At 65.0% G+C, this 16,293-nt stretch carries 13 protein-coding genes; 4 read left to right on the top strand and 9 right to left on the bottom strand.

Translation table 11 applies throughout. From position 1 onward, the window contains the following. The first annotated feature begins 27 nt into the window (after positions 1-27). The gene (locus tag AAHS21_RS06955; protein WP_342926944.1) at positions 28-462 is read left to right on the top strand and encodes a hypothetical protein; all 435 of its coding nucleotides are present in this window, start codon (positions 28-30) and stop codon (positions 460-462) included. Between the two features lie 4 nt (positions 463-466). On the opposite strand, the gene AAHS21_RS06950 is transcribed toward AAHS21_RS06955, so the two are convergent. The 4 genes from AAHS21_RS06950 to AAHS21_RS06935 all read right to left on the bottom strand — a co-directional run bounded on the left by AAHS21_RS06950 (position 467) and on the right by AAHS21_RS06935 (position 5,388). Further along, a complete protein-coding gene (locus AAHS21_RS06950; protein WP_342926943.1) occupies positions 467-952 on the bottom strand; it encodes a VOC family protein in 486 nt (161 codons plus the stop codon). 37 nt (positions 953-989) lie between these two features. Then, entirely contained in the window at positions 990-2,516 is a 1,527-nt protein-coding gene (locus AAHS21_RS06945; protein ID WP_342926942.1) for a carotenoid oxygenase family protein, read from the bottom strand. A 1-nt stretch (position 2,517) separates the two neighbouring features. Continuing rightward, positions 2,518-3,744 carry an acetyl-CoA acetyltransferase gene (locus AAHS21_RS06940; RefSeq protein ID WP_342926941.1) on the bottom strand — a complete coding sequence of 409 codons (1,227 nt, stop codon included), beginning with the start codon at positions 3,742-3,744 and terminating at the stop codon, positions 2,518-2,520. A gap of 228 nt (positions 3,745-3,972) precedes the next feature. Then, positions 3,973-5,388: an MFS transporter gene (locus AAHS21_RS06935; RefSeq protein WP_342926940.1), complete on the bottom strand. Its 1,416-nt coding sequence runs from the start codon at positions 5,386-5,388 to the stop codon at positions 3,973-3,975. Between the two features lie 339 nt (positions 5,389-5,727). Between AAHS21_RS06935 and AAHS21_RS06930 the strand changes: the two genes are divergently transcribed. Beyond that, on the top strand, positions 5,728-7,239 hold the full coding sequence (locus AAHS21_RS06930; RefSeq protein WP_342926939.1) for a DUF4185 domain-containing protein: 1,512 nt from the start codon (positions 5,728-5,730) through the stop codon (positions 7,237-7,239). Positions 7,240-7,248: 9 nt separating this feature from the next. Here the strand turns inward: AAHS21_RS06930 and AAHS21_RS06925 are convergent, their stop codons facing one another. The 3 genes from AAHS21_RS06925 to AAHS21_RS06915 all read right to left on the bottom strand — a co-directional run bounded on the left by AAHS21_RS06925 (position 7,249) and on the right by AAHS21_RS06915 (position 9,525). After that, complete coding sequence (locus AAHS21_RS06925; protein ID WP_342926938.1) at positions 7,249-7,917, bottom strand: response regulator transcription factor; 669 nt, start codon at positions 7,915-7,917, stop codon at positions 7,249-7,251. After that, positions 7,914-9,137 (bottom strand): histidine kinase, encoded by a 1,224-nt coding sequence (locus tag AAHS21_RS06920; RefSeq protein WP_342926937.1) that lies wholly within the window; start codon positions 9,135-9,137, stop codon positions 7,914-7,916. The genes AAHS21_RS06925 and AAHS21_RS06920 overlap by 4 nt, the downstream gene beginning before the upstream one ends. A gap of 85 nt (positions 9,138-9,222) precedes the next feature. Beyond that, a complete protein-coding gene (locus tag AAHS21_RS06915) occupies positions 9,223-9,525 on the bottom strand; it encodes a hypothetical protein (RefSeq protein ID WP_342926936.1) in 303 nt (100 codons plus the stop codon). A 252-nt stretch (positions 9,526-9,777) separates the two neighbouring features. Between AAHS21_RS06915 and AAHS21_RS06910 the strand changes: the two genes are divergently transcribed. Then, positions 9,778-12,519, top strand: a complete 2,742-nt coding sequence (locus AAHS21_RS06910) for a LuxR C-terminal-related transcriptional regulator (RefSeq protein WP_342926935.1) — start codon at positions 9,778-9,780, stop codon at positions 12,517-12,519. A gap of 4 nt (positions 12,520-12,523) precedes the next feature. Here the strand turns inward: AAHS21_RS06910 and AAHS21_RS06905 are convergent, their stop codons facing one another. Next, positions 12,524-13,753: an EAL domain-containing protein gene (locus AAHS21_RS06905; RefSeq protein ID WP_342926934.1), complete on the bottom strand. Its 1,230-nt coding sequence runs from the start codon at positions 13,751-13,753 to the stop codon at positions 12,524-12,526. Between the two features lie 340 nt (positions 13,754-14,093). Between AAHS21_RS06905 and AAHS21_RS06900 the strand changes: the two genes are divergently transcribed. Continuing rightward, positions 14,094-15,167, top strand: coding sequence for a GGDEF domain-containing protein (locus AAHS21_RS06900; protein ID WP_342926933.1), 1,074 nt, complete (start codon positions 14,094-14,096; stop codon positions 15,165-15,167). Positions 15,168-15,189: 22 nt separating this feature from the next. On the opposite strand, the gene AAHS21_RS06895 is transcribed toward AAHS21_RS06900, so the two are convergent. Beyond that, positions 15,190-16,191, bottom strand: coding sequence for an AraC family transcriptional regulator (locus tag AAHS21_RS06895; protein ID WP_342926932.1), 1,002 nt, complete (start codon positions 16,189-16,191; stop codon positions 15,190-15,192). Between the last annotated feature and the right edge of the window lie 102 nt (positions 16,192-16,293).

Here is a 16,293-nt window from a genome sequence, read left to right as displayed (position 1 = left end):
GTCCAGCGCCCTATTAAGGTCGCACCCATGACCCGCCGCCTGCGTCCTGGATGGCTGGTGGCGTTGTTTGCCCTGGTCGTTTCGGCCAGTGCCTGGATGCCGTGGCTGACGACGTCGGTGGGTGGCGGCGGCTGGGCCAGTGCGATCGGCGGCAAGCACGGCAGCCTGCAGCTCCCGCCGGGATTCGGCGCGGGCCAGCTGATCGTGCTGCTGTCCTCGGCCTTGCTGGTGGCCGGAGCAATGGTGGCCCGCGGCCTGTCGATGCGGATTGCTTCAATTGCCGCGCTGGTGATTTCACTGCTCATCGTGGCGCTGGTGGTGTGGTACTACAAACTCAACGTCAACCCGCCGGTGTCCGCCGAGTACGGGCTCTATGTCGGGGGGATCGCCGCGCTGGGCGCGGTCGCGTGCTCGGTCGCGTCGCTGATCGCCGCCGTCATGGCCGGCCGCGCCCGGCGGTGAGACCTCAGCGCGACGGAAACTCGTGTTTGCCCGACACGGAGCTGTCGGCGGGCTCGTTGACCCCGAACACAAACGGCGCGAACACGACCTCGCGACCGTCGGGGTCGCGATAGGTGACCGCACCGGTTGCCGCCCAATACGGATGCTGTTGCACCTCTTCGACTCCGGCGTCGCGCAGGCGTGCGATCGCGGCGCGCTGAGACTGCTCGTCTGGAAAGTACAGGCACAGCTGTTCGTGGTGATCGACGGCGACGTCGCCGTCGGAAGCCGCGACAATCTCCATCGTCAGGTTCCAGCTGGGCAAGCCGAAAATCGCGCCGTTGCTGCCATAGCTGGCCTCGAACGTCTCGAAGAGCGGCAGACCTACCAACTCACGGTAAAACCGCACGGTCTCTTCGAAATTCGACGACCTGCGGGCGAAACGGATGGCGCCGATCGGGGCCAATTGCATGGGCCAGTGTGTGGTCCGGCGGGGCTTTTCGGAGTTCATTGCCATCCTATGATCACGGGTGGCCGAGCCGGGGGGTTCACAGGCCCACGGCGGACGGCGCCGACTCGGCAGAGTCCCAGCGGCGCAGTTGGGCACCGGGTGCCCACGTCGAATGTGTTCCGCTCGAAATGCGTTCCGGCAGTTGCAGTTTGCATACCGGGCCGTCGGCGACGCGAGCCGCGTCGAACACCACGCAGTAGGAGGCGTCGGTGTTCATGTCGGTGGTGAGGGTGACCAGGTAGCCGTCGTCTTCAGCGGTCGCACCCACCCGCGGCGCCATCGCGGTCTCGCTGCCGTAGACCCCGTCGCCGAACGAGATGGCGTCCTGGCTCCCGGTGTGCAGGTCGTGTTTGACCAGACCGTCGAACAGGAACCAGCCCGGCTTCCCGGTGGCGGCGTAGGTGTAGCGGTAGCTGCCGCCCGCGTAGTCCGGGTTGATCGTGCCGAACTCGGTGATCGAGTCCGACAATTGCTGCTCTTTGACCGCGCCGGTGACCAGGTTGAAACGCCAGCGGTGTAGCCGGGCCTGCAGGCGGTCCAGCGCGAGGAAGCGAAACAGCTTGTCCCACTTGGTTCCTCCGGTGTCGAGCGGTTGCGGATCGCCCTCGAAGAATCCGTCCAGCACAATCTCGTCGCCGTCCTCGTAGGCGTTGGTGAAGTGCAGCACGAACGTCGGGTCCGCTTCGAACCACTGGATGTCGGCGGTCGATCCGCGGCGTGGGATCACCGCGAAGCGCGACGGAATGTCGGGGTAGAAGCGGGGTAGGTGCACATCGTGTTCGAGCAGCCGCGGATCCCAGAACAACGGGAAATCGTTGAGGATGGCGTAGTTTTCAGTGAATGCCATGTCGTGGGGCAGCCGCGGGCCGGGCAGCGGGATGTCGACGTAATGGGCGAGCTCATTGGCTTCGTCGACCACGCCGTAGCGCATGTACGGGTCCTGCTTGCTGTAATTGAAGAACAGCAGTTCTCCAGTTTTGTTGTCCACCTTGGGATGTGCGGAGACGCCCCAGTCGCGGGGAAAGCGCCCGTTCCAGCTTTCCTTGCCGAGGGTGTTGGCCGAGTACGGGTCGATCCGGTACAGATCGCCGCACTGGTAGAAGCTGGTGAGTGCGATTCCCCGGTGCACGATGACATCGGTGCTCGACGCGTCTTTCATCTTCGTGCGCGCACCCCAGCCTTCTTCGCGCTGGGCCAACTGCACCGGTTCGGCCAGGCCAGGCCACAGCGGCTGCCCGGCGTCGTTCTCGGCCGCAAAGCCGTCGGTGCGAATAAAGCGGTTGCGGTAGAAGGCTTTTCCATCCCGGAAGCCGACCACGTGTACCATGCCGTCACCGTCGAACGGGTGATACGTCTTGAATGCCGGATGCAGCGGGTTCTCGGTGTTGCGCAGATAGATCCCGTCCAGGTCGACCGGGATTTCCCCCTCGACCGGGATCAGATCGTTGGCGTCCCACTCGGTGGTCTGGGGCCGCCACGGGCCCGTCCGGTACGGGTGGTCGTCGTCTTCGGGCAGCGTCGACAAGAACTTGCCGACAATCGCCACGTCGTTCTGCAAGTCCATGTCATGCGCCTTTGGTTGTGCCCACCACGAAGCTGACCGTCGTGGCGGTGCTGCCGCCGAAGTTCAAGGTCCCGAACGTCTTCGCGTCCTCGACCTGATAGTCACCGGCGCCGCCGCTGACTTGTTTGGCCGCGTCCAGCAGCATTCGCACGCCGGAGGCCCCAACCGGGTGCCCACCGCCGATCAGCCCACCGCTGGGGTTGATCGGGAGCCGCCCGCCGATCTCGATCTCCCCGTTCTCGATGGCCTTCCATGCTTCCCCCGGACCGGTCAGCCCGATGTGGTCGATGGCCAGATACTCGCTGGGCGTGAAGCAGTCGTGCACCTCGAACCCGTCGACGTCGTCGAGCGCCACCTGTGCGCGCCCCAACGCGTCGAGCACCGCCGAGCGCACGTGCGGCAGCACATAGGGGTCCCCGTTGTCTGCGGCCCGGTCGAGTTTCTGCTGCAGCCCCAGCCCGACGGTGCGATGCCCCCAGCCCTCGATGCGGCCGATCGGGCGCGCGTCAGGATGTTCGCGCAGATAGGCGTCGTTGACCAACACCAATCCCGCTCCGCCGTCGGTCATTTGGCTGCAGTCGTAGCGGCGCAACCGGCCCTCGGTGACCGGGTTGGTCGCGTCGTCGGCGGTGATCGGGTCGGGGATGCTCCATGCGCGGGTCTGAGCGTTGGGGTTGCGCCGCGCGTTGGCGAAGTTGAGCTGCGCGATGGCCCGCAAATGGTTGTCGTCCAAGCCGTAACGGCGGTCGTACTCGTCGGCGACCTGTGCGAACATCGACGGCCACAGGTAGCGCGCGTCGGCTCCCTCGTGCCCGGTCCATGCGGCTGCGCCGAGATACACCGCGGCGATGTCGCCGGGCACGGGTTTCTCCAGCTCGATCCCGACGACGAGCGCGGTGTCGTAGGCACCGGAGCGCAGGTCGGCGATCGCCGATAGCGCGGCCACACTGCCGGATGCGCAGGCGGCCTCGTGCCGCGACGCCGGGATGTCCCACAGCCCGTCACACACCGTCGCCGGCATCGCGCCGAGGTGGGCCTGGCTGGCGAACATCTCACCGAAGGCGTTCGCGACGTGGACCACGCCGATGTCCGAGGCCTCCATCTTGGCCGCGGTGAGAGTGCCGTCGACCACCTCTTCGGTCAACGCCGCATAGTCGCGGTTCTCCTTCGTGAGGTTGCGAGCGAAATCGCTCTGGTAACCGCCGAGAATCCAGACACCGTCGTCCATACCAGCGCAGGGTACTCCTGGATGACCCCAGAAATGGCGGACCCGTCGGCTCTCGGGCTGAACCGACGGGACCTAGGTGGGCGCGTAGGCCGGCCGACGCGCACACCCTAGTGGGGCATTACCATCCCCGGAGCCAGGCAAACATGGCAAAACACGCACGCCGCGATTCGCTCAGCCGCCTTTGACCTGTGTGAACGACGATTCCCCCTGCTCACCGGCGCTTTGCGGCTAGACGGCGCCCCCGACAAGCTCGGTCGGTTCGGGCCCCTCGGGAGGCCGGGCAGACCGGCCCGCGGCCTCCTGAGCGTCGGCGCGATCCACCTCGGCGAGGTCGATGCCCTTCGTCTCGCGGGCGGCGACGGCGGCTACGGCGCTCACCGCGGCGGCACCAGCCAGGTACCAGGCGATGGGCACCGACGAGTTGTAGACCTCGAGCAGTCGAACCGCGATGATCGGCGCCAGGGACCCGGCCACGATCGACGTGACCTGGTATCCCAGCGATACGCCCGAATACCGCATCCGGGTCGGGAACATCTCGGCCATGGCGGACGGCTGAACCGCGTACATCACCCCGTGGAACACCAGACCGATGACGACCGCGGACATGATGACCGCGTCGTGGCCGCTGTTCATCATCGGGAAGGCGAAGAAGCCCCAGGTGGCGGTCGCGACAGCACCGACGAAATAGACTGGGCGCCTACCGAATCGATCGCTGAGGTGCCCGAAAAAGGGAATGACCGCGAAATGCGCGGCGTGGGCGACCAACAGCCACCACAAGATGGTTTTGGTGTTCGCGTGCACATGCACCTTGAGATACGTGATGGAGAAGGTGACCACCAGGTAGTACATGATGTTTTCCCCCACCCGTAGTCCCATGGCGGTGAAAATGGCACGCGGATAACGCTTTATCACCTCCCGAATGCCGGCCCGAGTCGACTTGGCGCACTCGGCATCCCGCTGCGCCTCGAGGAAGATCGGGGCGTCGGTGACCTTGGTGCGGATGTAGTAGCCGATCAGGACGACGACCGCGGATAGCCAGAACGCCACCCGCCAGCCCCAACTGAGGAACTCCGCGTCCGACAGGGTCGAGGTGAGAACCAGCAGCACCGTGGTCGCCAGCATATTGCCACCCGGCACACCGGCCTGGGGCCAACTCGCCCAGAAACCGCGGCTGGCGTTCGGGCTGTGCTCGGCGACGAGCAAAACCGCCCCGCCCCACTCACCGCCGACGGCGAAACCCTGGATGAACCGCAGCGTCACCAACAGCGCCGGGGCCCAATATCCGATCTGAGCGAACGTCGGCAGGCAACCCATCAAGAAGGTGGAGGCGCCGACCAACACCAGGCTCAGCTGCAGCAGCTTCTTGCGTCCGTGCCGATCCCCGAGTTGGCCGAAGACGACGCCGCCCAGCGGCCGGGCGGCAAAGCCGACGGCGTAGGTCACGAAGGCGGCCAGGATGGCGTCGAGGTCGTTGCCCCCCTTGGCGAAGAAGATCTTGCCGAACACCAGGGTGGCCGCGGTGCCATAGAGAAAGAATTCGTACCATTCGACGACGGTGCCGGCCATGGAGGCGGCGACCACTCGGCTGAGGTAAGCGCGTCCGGCTCCGAATCGTTTGGGCTGCAACCCATCACCTGTACTCACCGGTCGCCCTCCTTGGCGGACTGCCCACCCGCGATGACGGGTTTGCTGCGCATGGGAGCGTACCCGGGCCGGCCTGGCAACGCAGGTTGTCCATGGCATTTTCGCCGCGGGCCGCAGGATGCCCGGAGTTCCAAGGCGCGCGCCGACGTTGGGCAAGCTCTAATGGGCGCCCCGCAGCACGCCTAGCAAACCCGGCTGGGAATGGCTTGAAACCAGGGTTTCGACACGGTCACGGATGCATACCTATTAGCTGATCGCTGGTCACACAAGCCCCTTGAATCACTATCGTCACATGAGCCAACTGCGTACGTCAATGTGGCGTCTCGCTCCTGGAAAGGTATGACTTTGTCGGGGATTCTTCGGACCATGTCGCTAGCGCTGGTGCCGGTGGCCGCTATCGCTTACATCGTCGCGGCAGGCCCCGCGCCGTCAGCAAACGCCACACCGTGCGGTGCGCCCGATGCGAACATCGAGCCTCCCGTGCAGGCGCCCATACCCGCGCCTCAGCCGGTCGTCCAGCCGCCGACTGGGCGGCGGCCCTCGCACGCGAATGACCAGGCGCCGCTGCCCAAGCTGGGCCCGCTGATTTCGTCGTTCCTCAAGCCGACCACCGGCGGCGGCCAGCGGTACTCGGCACCGATGGTTCCGCAGGCGGGGGTGGTGCCGCCGCCGGCGCCGAACCCGCCGGCGCCCGGACTGCCGCAGTCGCCGAATGCGGCGCCGCTTCGGCCGAACGCCGCCCCCCCGGCTCCGCCGGCCGCAGCACCGCAACCGGCGCCCGACGCGGCAGCGCCGCCGGCTCAGATCGCCGGAGCGCCGACGTCGCTGGTCGACTGGGTGACCGGGCCCAACGGGCCGAACAAGACGTTGCAACGTTTCGGTATTTCCGGCACGGACCTGGGGATCATTTGGGACAACGGAGATCCCGCCAACCGGCAGGCATTGATGGCCTTCGGTGACACCTTCGGCTACTGCAAGGTTCGCGGGCAGCAATGGCGATACAACGTGCTGTTCCGCAGTAACGACCATGATCTGTCGCAGGGAATCCACATCGGCGACGGGGTGCCCAACAACAACTACTCCGGCTCCCCGGTCTGGACCAACGGCCTTTCCAAGCAGGTCGTCAACACCATCCACAAGGCGAGTCACGAAACGGGCATCATTCCGACGTCGGCCTTGTCGCTGGGCCGCACGCAGTACATGAGCTACATGTCGATCCGGCAGTGGGGTCGCGACGGCGAATGGTCGACCAACTATTCGGCCATCGCGAGATCCAATGACAATGGCCAGAACTGGGGGATCTTCCCCGGCTCGATTCGCACGTCTTCGCCCGACACCGTGCCCGGCGCCGGGTACACCCCCGGCAACGAGAACTTCCAGATGGGTGCGTTCATGAAGGGGCAGGACGGCTACATCTACAACTTCGGAACGCCGTCGGGACGAGGTGGCGCGGCATACCTGTCGCGAGTTCCCCCGGCCCAGCTGCCGGACCTGAGCAAGTACCAATATTGGAACGGCGACAACGGCGGGCACTGGGTCGCGGCCAATCCTGGTGCGGCGACACCACTTTGGCCCGGCCCGGTTGGCGAGATGTCGGCCCAGTACAACAGCTACCTGAAGCAGTACCTGGTGCTGTACACCAACGGTGGCAGTAACGACGTCGTGGCGCGGACCGCGCCGACGCCGACGGGACCGTGGAGTGGGGAGCAGCCGCTCGTATCGTCGTTCCAGATGCCCGGTGGCATCTACGCGCCGATGATCCACCCTTGGTCGTCGGGCCGGGACCTGTACTTCAACCTGTCGCTGTGGTCCGCATACGACGTGATGTTGATGCACACGGTGCTGCCGTAGGCCGTCGGGTCAGGACGGGGCGATGATGCGGTGTTCGTAGGCGAAGACGATCGCGGCGGCACGATCGCGCAACGCGAGCTTGGTGAAGATGCGACCGATGTGCGTCTTGACCGTGAGGCCCGAGATGAATAGCTCGTCGGCGATCTCAGCGTTGGTGTGCCCCTTGGCGATCATCGTGAGCACATCGCGCTCGCGGGGAGTGAGCTCGTCGATCGAGACGGTCGGGGCCGCCGATGATGCGGCACTGGCGCGATAGGTGGTCAGTACCCGCGCGGTGACGGCGGGGTCGAGGTAACTGTGGCCGTTGCCGACGGCCCGAACGGCACGGATGAGTTCCTCAGCCGGCGACTCCTTGAGCACGAAACCCGCTGCCCCAGCGCGCAATACGCTAGATAACAGCTCGTCGTCGTTGAACGTGGTCAGCGCGAGCACCGGTGGCCCGCCGCTTTCGCTCAGCCGCCGGGTCGCCTCGATTCCGTCGACGCGTTTCATGCGCAGATCCATGACCACGACATCGGGTCGATGGCGCGCCACGGCGTCGGGAACCTCGTCACCGTCCGAACATTCGCCGACCACGACGATGCCGTGCTTGGCACGCAGGATCAACGACAAGCCCGAGCGGACCAACTCCTGATCGTCGACGATCAGGGCGTTCACCAGGGATTCGTCTTCGTTCACGACGCCGTCACCCGCGGCGGTGGGTCGGATTCGTGGGCGCCCGACGGCACACTGGCATGCACCGACCACCCATCCTGGCTGGGGCCAAAATCGATTGTGCCACCGAGTAATTCGATGCGCTGCGTCATACCGTGCAATCCGCGCCCTGGCTCGACGGGGTCTTCGGCGGCCGCGGCGGGAAGCTCGTTGACGACGTTCAGGGTCGCCGCGGTGCGCGAGACGGTGAGGGTGATCCTGGTCGCCGCGTCGGGTGCATGCTTGGCGACATTGGCCAGCGACTCCTGGGCGATCCGATACAACGCGAGTCCGGCGGCCGCCGAAATGTCGTCGAGGCATCCGCTGACACCGAAGCTGACATTCAGTCCGGCACGGCTGAAATCCTCCACCAGGGTCGGGATATCGGTGATGGCCGGCTCCGGGGTGAGTCCCGTGGTTTCGGCATCGAGCAATCCGACGGTGCGTCGGATGTCTGCCATTGCCTGTCGCCCCAGGTGTTCGGCGCGCTGCAGGGCGCGAACGGAGTCCTCGTCGACGCCGTCGTGCTCGAGCGCGTGGCGTGCTCCCGTCAAGTGCAGCAGCGTGACGCTAAGCGAATGTGCGATGACGTCGTGCACTTCCCGGGCGATGCGCCGGCGTTCGTCGGCTGCGGCGTGCGCAGCCAGCTGGTCCTGCATCTGGCCCTGCTTGGTCAGGAGGTCTTGCTGGGTGCGCATCAGATATCCGACGAGCCAGCCGATTGCGACGAAAGCCAGGTATAGCGCTGGGGTGTTCAGGCGGTGCATGGCTGCCGCGTAGCCCAGCAGGGCGGCCGCCGAAACAGCGGCCAGCGCGCCGCCCCGTGTCGAGGTGATGGCGCTGACCATGCCGACGGTCAGGGTCAGCATCAGCGGAGCGAAATCACCGGTAATCGCTGTGGGAGTGGCGAACAGCAGGATCGCGGTCCCCACCATGAACGCCGCCCAGAGCGTGGGGCCCTCGTGCCTGTTGACGATGCCGCTGAGATCGAAGGCGAAGAACACCATCTCGGGGCTGAACGCGATCACCATCGCGATCACCACGATCGGCCACTCAGAAGCGGGACGCTGCAGGGCCGCGATGCTGCCTACCACGAGCATCATCGCGTCGAAACCGGCGACGACGGTCATGCTGAAGCCGTAGGGCAGCAACTGCTCTTTTCTTCGCGCCCAGGTTCGTACGCGGCGCTTCAGCGCGTCCGGCATGGCCTGATCGTAAAGGGCGCGAGGGCCGTTGACATCACCCCGGGGCAGGCATCGATGTCCTACCCCGGTAGTACATCCCAACCTGTCACAGCCGGTACATCTCGCGAGACATCGCCGCGTCCTCGATGAAGGCCTCGCGGCGCGGGTGGTGGTAACGCTGCCGGGGTTGCATGCGTGGCGCTCGGGTCCCAAATGCACTGCGGACAGCCTCGCGCGCTCCTACCACCAAGTCCGCGAGCAGGCGGCCAATACTGTTGTGCGGCAACGGGAACGACCCGACGCCGACCTGGGCTGAATTCGCCGGGAGAACCACCCCGGCAAACCAGCCTGTCACCGATGCGCGTTCGACGGATGCCGGACGCCTCCACACAGCGCCGATGTCAGCCATCGGATCGCTCCTCGTGTCGTGTCATGCATCGACGCTACGAATTTCGGCTATTCCCACGCATCGTGCTGAGGTTCGATCTTGATCTGCGACCGTAGTAGGAGCCCGCGGCTGCACCGCCTGCGACCGCCGTATCACCCGATCCGAAAGTCCCAGGCCTGGCAAGGGCGGACGGTTTGGATAAAGATGTGATGGGGGATCGGATAAGCTGCCTCGCTGCATTGCGGGGTAGCCGCGCGAGGGGAGGCGTATTCGGTGCAGACCAACGCGAGCTCCGCACGGATCGTCGCCACCAGGATCCAACCGCCCACCTACTTCGGCAAGCTGGTCGCTCGCGACCGCCTCATCGACTTACTGCGCGCCAACCGCAGCAAGCGCCTGACTTTGATCCACGCACCGGCCGGATTCGGCAAGACCACCCTGGCGATGCAATGGCAGCGCGAATTGCGTGCCGAAGGCGTACCAACGGCGTGGATCAGTCTCGACCGCGACGACAACGACGTCTATTCCTTCCTGCGCAGCCTCATCGAGGCGGCCCGTCGCGTCGAGCCGACGGTGGGCGCCGAACTGGCCGATCTGCTCGAACAGCACTCCCGCGACGCGCGGCGTTATGTGCTGGCCGAGCTGGTCAACCAAGTCGCGGAATACCGTCTGCCCGTGGCGATCGTGCTCGACGACTGGCATCTGATCGACGATCCCGAGACGATCGCGGCGCTGGAATTCCTGCTCGACGTCGGCCCGGACAACCTGCACCTGATCGTGACCAGCCGAACCCGTACACCGGCGATCGGCAAGCTCAAGGTGCGCGACCAGGTCAGCGAAATCGACGCGACGCTCTTGCGGTTCGACCAACGCGAATCCGCGGCATTCCTGCTCGACCTCAACGCGCTCGAGCTCGACGGCGACGACGTGCTGCGGCTGTGGACCAGCACCGACGGCTGGATCGCCGCGCTGCAACTGGCCACCCTGTCGCTGCGCAACACCAAGGACGCCGCCGGGCTGATCAGCGGCTTCTCCGGCCGTCACCACTCGATCGGCGACTATCTGGCCGAGAATGTGCTGGACGGCCTGCCCGGCGAGCTGCTCGACTTTTTGCTGACCACCTCGATCTGCGACCGCCTGTGCGGTGGCCTCGCAGCGGCCGTCAGCGGCCAGCCGCGCGGCCAGGCCATTCTCGAAGAACTCGAACGGCGCGACATGTTCCTGATGCCACTCGACGACAACCGCGAGTGGTTTCGCTACCACCACCTCTTCGGCGGATACCTGCGCCAGCGTCTGGAACGCGATCACGCCGACCGGATCGTGGACCTGCACCGTACCGCGTCGGCCTGGTATTCCGAGCAGGGACTGCTCAGCGAGGCGGTCACGCACGCGCTGGCCGCGGGTGACGAGACCGAGGCCGTCGATCTGGTGCAACAGCAGGCCATGTACCTCGTCGAGCACAGCCGGATGGCCAGCCTGCTCGGGCTGGTGAACAGGCTGCCGAAGGACCTGGTGCCGACCAGGCCGACGCTGCAGATCGCGATCGCGTGGGCGAATTGTCTGCTGCAACGCGCCGAGGACGCCCAGATCGCACTGGATCACGTCCGCGCCGCCCTGGACGGGGCAACCGATGCGGCGGCGTGCGAGATCCTCGGCGAGGCCGACGTCGTGCAGGCGTGTACCGACGTCTACCGCGACCGCATCGACCGTGCCGCCGCTCTGGTTGCGCCCTGCCTGGTGGAGAAGCCGACCTGCCGGCCGTTCCTGGTGGCCGTCTCGTCGAACATCTGCACGTTCGTCGACATCCATACCTTCGCCTACGACAGGGCGATCGCGCGCCAGCAGTGGGCCAACCCATTTCACGAAACGGCCAGCGGCCCCTTTGCCGGCGTGTATGGACGATGCTTCGCCGGGCTGGCGGCGTTCGCCCAGCTCAACCTGGACGCCGCCGAACAGCGCTACGTCGAGGCCCGTGATCTGGCCCGGAGCATGGCCGGCGAGCATTCACACGCCGCGCGGCTGGCGGGCGCATTGGTAGGTCGACTGTGCTACGAGCGCGGCGAAATCGAAGCCGCCGAAACGCTTTTGGAAGAATGTCACGAGCTCGGGGCAGAAAGCGGTGTTGCTGACTTCATGATCGCGACCTACAACACCCTGGCGCGGATCAAGGTGTTACGCGGCGACATCGATGAAGCTTTCTCTTTGCTCGACGAGGGAAATCAAGCGGCACAACAACTCTCGCTACCCCGGTTGTCTGCCGCCCTCGACTGCGCGCGCCTGAGCCTGCACGTGGCAGCGGGGGACATCGACCGGGCGCAGGACGTTCTCGACCGCCAGACCACCGAATTGCCGTCGGGTGCCAACAGCATCGCCATGGCCGTGCGTCACTACCGGCTGGTGATGCGCGCGCAGATTCTCGGCGCGCGCGGCAATCACGACGCCGCGATCGATCTACTGTCCACGGTCCGGCAGGACTACCGTGACGCGGGCGCGCGCTATGCCGAAGTCGCCAGCGCCGTAGCGCTTTCCCGGGCACACGCTCTGGCGGGCAATGCGTCCGCCGCTACCGAGGAGCTGGTGCCCGCACTGATCGCGGGTGCGCAGGCTGGTCTACTTCGCACCATCGTCGACGCCGGGCCCGAGTTGCTGAATGTCATTGTCGGCCTTCGGGAGGCGAGCCGGACCGGTCGACGAGACACCGAATTGCCTGAAGTGCCGGCTGAATACCTGTCGTTGCTGCTGACCACCGCGCACTCCGACGCCCAGAAGGCGGCGATTCCGATGATCGGCCTTCCCGGGGAACGCAACTCCTTGCCCGAGGAAGGGCTCAGCAGCCGTGAAGTGGAAATCTTGCGCCTGCTGGAACGCGGCATGACAAACAAGCAGATCGCCCGCAATCTCGGCGTCACGATCAACACCGTCAAGTGGTACCTGAAAGGTATCTACGTCAAGCTCGGGGTCGCACGACGCGGCGAATCAATCGCAGAGGCGCGTCGACGCGAAATCCTGCCCTGATCAATCAGGCGAGCCGGTCGAGCAAGCTTCGCGCCACCGCGGTGACGCGTGCCCGGTCGAAGGTGATCGACATCTCGTAACGCCGATCTCCCTCTGCGTCCGGCCCGCAGGCGGGAAACGTTCGCTCGCGCGCGATCAGCGCCGCGGCGGTGTCGGGGCCGAGCACCAAGACGGTCGATTCGTTCGTCAACGGGTCGTCGGGGTCGAGCCGCACCTGCCTGACTCGCGGTCCCAGCTCTTCGGGCAGATGCTGGCCGAAAACTGCTACCAGCGGGCATCTTTCGGCGAGTAATGAGAGGTTCTGTTGTGACATCTGGTGGATGTCGCGGGTGTCTTTCAGCGTGAAGAGAATCATCGGAGGGGTTTGCGCTGTGACGGCCATCCGGCCGATGTGTCGGGCGAGTTCGGTGACGGTGTCCTTGCGGACGATCCTCATCGTCGGAACCGCCTCTGCCAGACCAAGATTCGTCGGGGCGATTTTCGTCGGTGCTAGCTGCATCTTTCGCGCCGGCCACGAGAACGCCCGTGGCGTGCCCGGAAGGTCCCCGGGACCGCCGAACCGCATACCTTGACCGAGCGTGGCGCCGTAGGCCAATGCCTGTTCGAGATGGTCCTCGGTTTCGATACCTTCGGCGCAAATCACGGCACCCGTCCGCTCGTGGTGCGCGGTGATGGCCGCGACAGTGCGGGCCTGCATCCGATCCGGTTGGTGTTGTATCAAGCCCATGTCGAGTTTCAAGATTTCGGGCGACAGTACGTCAAGCAACACCAGCGAATCGGGGTGTGAGCCGATGTCGTCGAGCGCGATCGCGAAGCCCAGTGAACGCAGCGCCACGACCTTGCGCAGCAGCGCGCGCGGATTGGTCAACAATCCCCGCTCGGTGACTTCAAACGTGAGGCGAAAGCGCGAGGCGGCGTGCATTATGTCATCGTCTTGCGCCAGGTCGATGTGCGATGTTGCGGGTTCACAATTGATCAGCAGCAGCATTCCGGGAGTCGACGTGCCCAGCAACGCTCCTCGGGCAGCGGCACGAATGCAGGCGCGATCCAGCGTATTCAAACGGCCGGTCTGTTCGGCGCGGGCGAACACGTCGATGGGCGATGGATTGCTTAGCTCTGGCCAGCGAGCCAACGCCTCATATCCAACGACGATCTCGCTCGGCAGCGCCACGACCTGCTGATATGCCGAGCTCAGCCCCGTACCCATGACCGCCTCGTCGAGGGTCTCGGTCATTGTTGGGCCAGGAGTTATCACAGGGTTACCTGCGCGAACGTCCAGCGGTCATGAATTCAACGCTAACTCCGAACACCGCGTTTCATTGCATCACTACCCGCTTTCCCCAAACTGACCACCCCAATGGGTGGTCAGCCTTATGCCTCTTCGTAGGGTGGACAGCGACGCGGTCCCCGGTTTACTTGTTAGCGCACACACCGGCTACTCCGCTAGGTAACGCCAGTGGAGTGATGAATGCGGTTCTCCGATATGCGGCAACAATGTCTTAGGTATTTAATTCTTCACGTGGCAATTCCGACGCGCGATGTTGCAGCGCCCGATTCGGATGAGCAGGTCGGTAGTGAAGCAATCTGATCACTATGACCTGCTCAGCGCCTATTTGAAGAACCGCGGTCTACAGAAAGTCTGGCAACGGTCAAATTTCATTGCTATCGCCGCACAGAGCGCACTGCCGACGATCATGCTGTGGAGCCCCACCGGACCCACCCAGCCGGTTTTACGGGTAATTTCCGTCGCGATATCGGTGTTGGGGGTGGTCGGCGCGACATTGTGGTTGGTCCATTGGCCCACCCGCTGGCAATCGATCCTGTTCGCGTTTTCGGCAATGGCTGCCATTGCCGTCGCGTCCCTATGCTTGTCCAATCCTTATACCGGGCTGATGGGATGCACGGTTTTCGCCATGCTCGGCGGCTTCATCGCGTATTTCCACTCACGTCGCATGGTGATCGCCAACTTCGTCGTGGCCGTGATTTGTGCGGCGATCTTGGCGCACCGATTCATCACCGCCGACGGCGACGTAGCCCTGATCAGCGCCGGGCTGCTTACCGTTGCGGTGCTCAATATCGGTGTGCCCTTTGGCATTCTGTCGCTGATGCATACGTTGCGCAACGACCTGCGCAGCACCGACCGCGATTCACTCACCGGTCTGCACAACCGGCGCTCGTTCTACAACGCGGTGGCGGAGTTGATGGCATTGCACGGCCGGCCGCCGGGCACCTATCTGGTGACGGTGGTCATTGACCTGGACAACTTCAAGCAGATCAACGACACCCAAGGGCACGCGGTCGGCGACCAGGCGCTGGTTGCGGTCGGCTCGGCGCTCGAACAGAACTGCCGGCCCGCCGCGGTGATTGCTCGTATCGGCGGCGAGGAATTTGTCGTGGTCGACACCGCCGCCACGCCGCAGCACGCCACCATGACCGAACGGCTCCGCCAAGCGGTCGCAGATATTCCCTTCTCGATCACGGCCAGCATCGGGACTTCGGCGATCGCTCTTGCCGAACTTCCGGCGAATGTCGACGTGAAAGTGGTCGACGATTTGATCGTCAGCGCCGACGCCGCGATGTACGAGGCCAAACGCGCCGGGGGGAATCGGGTGCGTCACTGCCCGGAGTTGATGCGCGCCGCGCGGTAGGCAGCTAAGAGCTTCACGTCCATCAATGTGTGGCGGAGCAATCCTTCGCGTGGTGCGAGAGCAGACGCGCGCGGTGATCGCAATTCCGTTGTGGCACAACGCGAATCCGCGCCTCGCTCGGAGTGATGCCGAAATGCTGCTTGAACACGGTGTTGAAGGTGCTCCTGGAACGAAAGCCACTGGCGATCGCGATGGCGTCGATCGGGGTGTTCGGCGGCGACTGGCGAAGCAGATCTGCGGCGCGGGTCAGCCGTGTGGTGCGGATCAGATCGCTGGCCGTGGTACCGGCGCGCTGCAGGGCCAACTGGATTTGACGTACCGACCAGCCCAACGCGTGTGCGACGCCGGTTGGCGTGAGGTCCGGGTTGCTCGCGTACCGCGCGACGTGTTCGCGCACCGCTTGCTCGACTGAACCGAGCGTGTCGGGAGTTCCGCCGCGACCGGTCATGCACGCGAACAACAGGTCGTTGATGGTGGCGCAGGACCGCGAGAACTCGTAGTCGTCGAGGGTGTCGTACTGCAGGCTCACGGTCGAGATCATCGTGCTGACCACCGAGCCGAGCCCGCGCCGGAAGTCCATCGCGACGGGGCCTTCCGGCAAGTTGAGGGGCCGGCGTGCGTCCGCCACGTCGAACGTCCAGCCCCGTGCCCAGGAATTGTGGCGGATCTGAAGAGCACGGGACTTGCTGAGCAGCAGAGCCTGGCCCGGCTGCAGCCGGACCTGGCGGCTGTCTTGCTCAAAGTCGAGAACGCCGCTGCGGATGATGAACAGCATGCTCCCGAGATCGCCGTCGGCGCGCACGTCGGCGTTGGTTTTCGCGTAATGCAGGCCCTCCGACCAGAAATCGACGACGCGGTGATCTCCGTCGTGTTGGACGACGCTGCCCGCTCTGAACTTCGCCATGTCTGGAAAAACGAAATGCAGCGAGCCGTGATTGGCGCAGACGTGGTCGACCCAGTAGCCGGCGGGATCGCCGAGGGCGCTACGCGTGTCGCTGCGCTGGGCGACGTAGCTACTCAACACGCGTGGTCGCTGCGCCCTGGCGTTGACTTGATTCCCGCTATTCATGGCAGCTCGAATTCGCCTCTTCCCACCCTCGTGCCCGACCAAATGACCATCGAGTAT

The sequence above is a fragment of the Mycobacterium sp. 050272 genome, from assembly GCF_039023525.1.
Classification (GTDB): Bacteria; Actinomycetota; Actinomycetes; order Mycobacteriales; family Mycobacteriaceae; genus Mycobacterium.
The sequence above is the reverse complement of the archived record's forward strand: the minus strand, read 5'-3'. Positions and strand labels throughout refer to the sequence as shown.